This is a genomic window from Hydrogenivirga sp. (genome assembly GCF_056450045.1).
This window is the reverse complement of the sequence record NZ_JBWONM010000167.1, coordinates 1-5,387: the sequence shown is the minus strand read 5'-3', so window position 1 is coordinate 5,387 and position 5,387 is coordinate 1. Positions and strand designations below refer to the sequence as shown.

Genomic DNA, 5,387 nt, shown 5'->3' with positions numbered 1-5,387 from the left:
AACCCCGAAGCCTTCAACAAGGCACTCCTTGACTTCCTGAGGGAGGTCCTGTGAGGAGGTACATATACAGGCTGAGGGAGGACGAGCTCGGAGAGCTCCTCGCCCAAAAACCCGTCCCCGTGGAGGTCCTCAAAAGAGACGGAGAGTGGCTCACCTTTGCAGTTTACGAGCCCCTTGAAGGGATTGAACCCCTTTCCTCAGAGGAGGTTGACGAGAGCTGGAAGGACTGGAGACAGAGCTTTGGACCCGTTGAGGTTGACGACTTCCTGATAGTCCCGCCCTGGAAGAGGGTCGTATTCATAAATCCCGGAATGGCTTTCGGAACAGGCCTCCACCCGACCACCCGCCTCTGCATAAGGATGCTGAAAGAGACCCTGAAGAAGGGGGACAGCGTCCTTGATGTGGGAACGGGAAGCGGAGTCTTAGCCATAGTCTCCAAGATGCTCGGTGCGGGAAGGGTCGTAGGTATTGATATCAGTAAGGACGCCCTTCGGGCGTGTGAGGAGAACGCAAAACTGAACGGCGTTGAGATAGAGACCCTTCTCGGAAGACCCGCGGAGCTTGCCGGTAGCTTTGATGTGGTGGTAGCCAACTTAGAGCTCCCAATATTTGAGAGGGAGCTCCCGGACATACTCAGGCTCGTGGGAAGGCAGGCTATCCTCTCGGGAATATACAGGAGAGAGGAGCTCCTCAGCCTTCTGGACTTGCTCGGGCAGGAAGGCTTTCAAGCGGATAGAATATTGGAGGAAGAAGATTGGTACTGTGTAAGGGTGGGACATGCAGGGGATTAAGAAGCTAATAAGGACGGTTGTATTTCTTGCGCTCATAGGTATAGTGGGCTTTACCCTTTACAACCTCTTTTTCCTAAAACCAAAGGTTGAGGGTCTTAACTCCCTTGAAAAGCTCCCTAAGAAGAAGGAGATAAGCCTCGTAATCTCCCCCAGAGCCTACGTGGATAGGGTAAGGGTATATGCCCTTCAGGGTAGCAGGGAGGTTCTCCTCTTTGAGGGAAGCCTTCCAAAGAGAGTAAACGAGGTGAGCTTCACCTTAGAGCCGAGGAAGGCTGGCCTTAAAGATGGAGATGCTAAGGTAATCGTTGAGCTCAGGAGGTTTTACATTCTCAAGGATAGCTTTGAGGTCAGCGCAAAGGTTGACACTCAACCCCCGAGGGTTCAGCTTCTCTACGCTCCCTACGTTGTCCTTCAGGGTGGTTCCGGAGGAATAAGGGCAAAGCTCAGCGAGCCCGCGGAGCTCTTCGTTGAAGTGGGAGGCAGGAAGTTCGGCTCCTACGATGTGGGAAACGGAGTTCGTATAGCCCTCTTCGGCGTTCCCGTTGATACCTCAACGAGGGATGTGGTGAAGGTTGTTGCGATTGATGAGGTAGGCAACAGGACTGTGATACCCCTCGGAACAGGCATAAAGAGAAACCACTTCAAGTCAATGAGGATTGAGCTAAAGGGTAAAGAGAGGGTTATGACTCCGAAGCTAAAGACCATCCTCGGTGGGGACAACGAAGGACTCAGCTTTGTTGAGCTCTTTAAGAAGGTGAACGAAGAGGTCAGAAGGGAAAACGAGAGGAAGATAGCCCAGATAGGGAGCAAATCCGCAGGTCAGAGGTTCTGGAGAGGGAGGTTCCTCCAGCTCAGGAACAGCAAGGTGATATCAAGGTACGGGGAGAAGAGGACATACACCTACGGCGGTAAGGTTATAAGCAGGAGCAGACACATGGGCTACGACCTTGCCTCCGTTAAAAACGCCAAGGTTCCAGCAGCCAACAGCGGTGTAGTGGTCTTTGCGGGAGACCTTGGCATATACGGGAACACGGTGATAATAGACCACGGATACGGTCTCATGAGCCTCTACGCCCACCTTGCGGATTTCAGAGTAAAGGTGGGAGATAAGGTGAGGAAGGGACAGGTTATAGGCTATACCGACACGACTGGTCTCGCCTTCGGAGACCACCTGCACTTTGGAGTGCTCGTCGGGGGCTATGAGGTGACTCCCCTTGAATGGTGGGACAGGAAGTGGATAAGGACCAGGATAGAACCCGTCTTCTCAGACTAAGTGGCAGAGCCTGTTCAGATAGGAGAGGCTAAACCTGCCATCCTCGTAGAGCAGGAGGCTAACCCCCGTATTGTCCATGTGAACCTTCCAGAGCCTCTCAAGACCAAGCCCGAGGGAGAGACAAACTATTCCGTGAAGTGTGCCTCCATGCCCAACGACCGCTATACTCTCTTCCTCCCACCTTATAAGGTCCTCAATAAAGCCCAGTATCCTCTTCTCAAAGAGCTCCATTGACTCCTGAGTTGGGAGAGGGTTCTCAACGGGATTTTTGAGCCAGCCCACCATCATCTCCCTCTCTTGGTCAAAGAGCTCCCAGAAGTTACGCCCCTCAAGGACACCAAAGGACATCTCCCTTATCCTCTCATCAACCTCAGGCTCTATCCCCAGGACGTCTCCTATGGTAAGGGCGGTCTTGTATGCCCTCCTCTGAGGGGATGTTACTATCTTCTCTATACCTTCACCTTCAAGGAACTTAGCCACAAGCCTCGCCTGTACGAAACCTAAGGGTGTGAGGTCGCTGTCAAGCCTTCCCTGAAATATCCCCTTCTCATTGAACTCGCTCTGGGCATGCCTTATCAGGTATATCCTCTTTCTCATATGTGTCTATGTTTACTTGGAGAGTTTTCCGTGCTCAGCGCTACAAATGTGAGCGTTCCAATAACCAATATTACGGATATAACTACGAAGAGGACTAACATAACATCAAGGTTCATCTTGAAATCCTCCATAGTTTTATTGTCAGCAATGTCAGTGAGATTGCAAGTGTTAAATTGACAGCAACAGATGCATAGAATACTATTTCCTCACCTTCACTTGAAAAATTTGGATACTTCCTGAACAGGTTCGCTAGAAATGCCACTGTTCCAGCAAAGGCTATCGCAATACCTTTCCAAATTGTGTATATGAGCTCTTCCCTTTTCATATCTGCTCAAAGAGGACGTCAAGAACCTGAGCTTGTATGTCTATCTCCCAGTTCTGGTAGTGTTCGTCCTTATTGAGTATGATGACTATCCCTAAGCTCTCAAAGTAGAGCACCATCTTGGCAAGGTTAACCAGCCCGCAGACCCTTGCCGACTTGAGGTCCCTTATCTTTACCCTTGGAACGGGCTTGTCCGAATCTCTGAATACCTCCAAGAGCTCCTGCTTCACGTTGTAGTAGAGGGTCTCAAAATCACAGGACATTCCTACCTCCTCAAAGAAACTCCTTCAACACCTCAGAATCACTGAAGGGATATTTTACCCCCTCTACCTCCTGATACTCTTCATGACCCTTTCCAAGGATAGCTACGACGTCTCCTTCCCTCGCCCTCTTAATGGCTAGCCCTATAGCCTTTCTCCTGTCTGGTTCAATCAGAATCTTCCCCCTTTCCTCAACACCGCTGAGAATGTCCTCAATTATGCCAGCGGGATCCTCGTAGCGGGGGTTGTCGGAGGTCAGGACGATAAGGTCGCTCCATCTTTGGGCAGCTCTTCCCATCAGGGGTCTCTTGCCTCTGTCCCTGTTCCCACCTGCGCCCAGGACTGTTATGAGCCTGCCCTTTGTAAGCTTTCTCAGAGTTCTCAGGACGTTGTCAACGGCGTCTGGCGTGTGGGCGTAGTCAACGACTGCGTGGATGCCTTTTCTTGAAGTATAGACCTCAAACCTCCCGGGTACGTGAAGGGTGAGGAGAGCCCGCTCAACGACCTCTGGACCCATTCCCATACCGAAGGCTGTGGCTATAGCTCCCGCAAGGTTGTACGCCTGAAATTCACCCACAAGGTTAGTCCTGAAGGCGTAGCTCCTCCCCCGGAAGGAGAGCTCTATCCTTGAGCCTGTGAAGTCGGTGCTGAAGGATGTAATCCTTAGCTCTCCTTCCCTGCCGTAGGTTATCATCTCCCCTCCTATCTCCTTCACAAGCCTCTTTCCGTATTTGTCGTCTGTGTTTATCACCGCGAAGTGGTACTTATAGGAATTAAAGAGCCTCTTCTTTGATAGGTAGTAGCTCTCCATATCGCCGTGGTAGTCTAAGTGGTCCTGGGTCAAGTTTGTAAACACGACAGCCTCAAAATCCGTTCCCCATACCCTGTGCTGGTCAAGGGCGTGGGAGGAGACCTCAGCCACGACGAACTCCGCTCCCCTGTCCTTCATCTCCTTCAGTGTCCTGTGCCATGTTATCGGGTCGGGGGTGGTCCTGCCTGAGCCAAGAACCTCTTCTCCACGCCTGTACTGTATCGTTCCAAGAAGACCGGTCGTTACACCTGCCTCTTTGAAGATAGCCTCAAGGATGTAGGTCGTGCTCGTCTTCCCGTTAGTTCCGGTTATCCCTATCACCTTCAGACCCTTCGCTGGTTCTCCGAGGAACAGGCTCGCACTCTCGGCGAGGGCTTTCCTCGTGTTCTCAACCCGGATAACCCTTCTATCCTTTAGGGGAACCTCCCTCTCCACAACGACAGCGAGGGGGTTTTTTTTGAGGACCTCATGAACGAACTCATGTCCGTCAAACCTGGCTCCTTTTATCGCAAAGAAGACAAAACCCTCCTCTACCCTCCTTGAGTCATCGGTTATCCCCCTCGCCTTCTTCAGGAGTTCCCTCAGCTCTGCAGGGAGTGTCATGTAGTTAAGGATATTACAGCTACTCAAGTCTGTAAAGGATGGGGACGTGGATAACTACCCTTCTCTTTGGTCTGGGAAAGTCCTTCGCTGCCATGCTCACGACCTTGAGGGCGTTTCTGTCAAGGAGCTCAAAGCCTGAGCTCTTCTCAACCTCGCTCTCCTCAATCCTTCCCTCGGGCGTGAGGACGAAGCGAACGACCACAGTGCCCTCCCAGCCCATCCTCCTCGCTATCGGAGGGTAAGAAAGGTATGCCTCAATAGCCTCCCTTATCTTGGAAAGGTTCTCCTCCCTGTAGCTCTGGGCGTAAAGCTCTTCCTCCTCTTCCCTCTGGGCAGGGTAAGACACTCTCTCCTCAGAAGCAGGGAGCTTAGGCTCGGGGCTCTCTACCTTCTGCTCCTTTTCTGGAGCTTCCTTCTCAGGTGCTTTGACCGGCTCCTGAGAGGACTTGGGTGGGGGCGCGGGAACTCGTGGTGTCTCCTGAGCCGGCTTGGGAGTAGGTTTGGGCTTTTCTGTCCTCACCACCTTCTTGGCTTCCTTGGGCTTTCTTGGGGCTTTTCTGGGTACCTTCTTTGCCTTTCTGAGCTTTTTCTTAACCTTCTGCTTAGGAGTTTTCTTAATGACCTCCTTCGGAGGTTCTTCTAAGACCCTCACGTAGGAGAGCTCAACCACCCTTTCACGAGCCGGGGTGGGCTTCAGGTCAAGGCTCCAGAGGGACAAAAGCAGCAGGGA

Annotated in this window: 7 protein-coding genes; 2 read left to right on the top strand and 5 right to left on the bottom strand. The window is 52.0% G+C overall.

From position 1 onward, the window contains the following. The first annotated feature begins 50 nt into the window (after positions 1–50). On the top strand, positions 51–791 hold the full coding sequence (locus tag AC1HCM_RS06840) for a 50S ribosomal protein L11 methyltransferase (RefSeq protein WP_479461022.1): 741 nt from the start codon (positions 51–53) through the stop codon (positions 789–791). Continuing rightward, a complete protein-coding gene (locus tag AC1HCM_RS06835; RefSeq protein WP_479461021.1) occupies positions 778–2,064 on the top strand; it encodes a M23 family metallopeptidase in 1,287 nt (428 codons plus the stop codon). The genes AC1HCM_RS06840 and AC1HCM_RS06835 overlap by 14 nt, the downstream gene beginning before the upstream one ends. Here the strand turns inward: AC1HCM_RS06835 and AC1HCM_RS06830 are convergent. The 5 genes from AC1HCM_RS06830 to AC1HCM_RS06810 all read right to left on the bottom strand — a co-directional run. Next, the gene (locus tag AC1HCM_RS06830) at positions 2,056–2,661 is read right to left on the bottom strand and encodes a histidine phosphatase family protein (protein ID WP_479461020.1); all 606 of its coding nucleotides are present in this window, start codon (positions 2,659–2,661) and stop codon (positions 2,056–2,058) included. The genes AC1HCM_RS06835 and AC1HCM_RS06830 overlap by 9 nt on opposite strands. Before the next feature lie 112 nt (positions 2,662–2,773). Beyond that, positions 2,774–2,986 (bottom strand): hypothetical protein, encoded by a 213-nt coding sequence (locus AC1HCM_RS06825; RefSeq protein ID WP_479461019.1) that lies wholly within the window; start codon positions 2,984–2,986, stop codon positions 2,774–2,776. Then, entirely contained in the window at positions 2,983–3,246 is a 264-nt protein-coding gene (locus AC1HCM_RS06820; RefSeq protein ID WP_479461018.1) for a hypothetical protein, read from the bottom strand. Before AC1HCM_RS06820 ends, AC1HCM_RS06825 begins: the two co-directional genes overlap by 4 nt. Before the next feature lie 10 nt (positions 3,247–3,256). Continuing rightward, positions 3,257–4,657 carry a UDP-N-acetylmuramoyl-L-alanyl-D-glutamate--2,6-diaminopimelate ligase gene (locus tag AC1HCM_RS06815; RefSeq protein ID WP_479461017.1) on the bottom strand — a complete coding sequence of 467 codons (1,401 nt, stop codon included), beginning with the start codon at positions 4,655–4,657 and terminating at the stop codon, positions 3,257–3,259. A gap of 19 nt (positions 4,658–4,676) precedes the next feature. Then, positions 4,677–5,387: energy transducer TonB (locus AC1HCM_RS06810; protein ID WP_479461016.1), on the bottom strand; the 711-nt coding region annotated here is incomplete at its 5' end.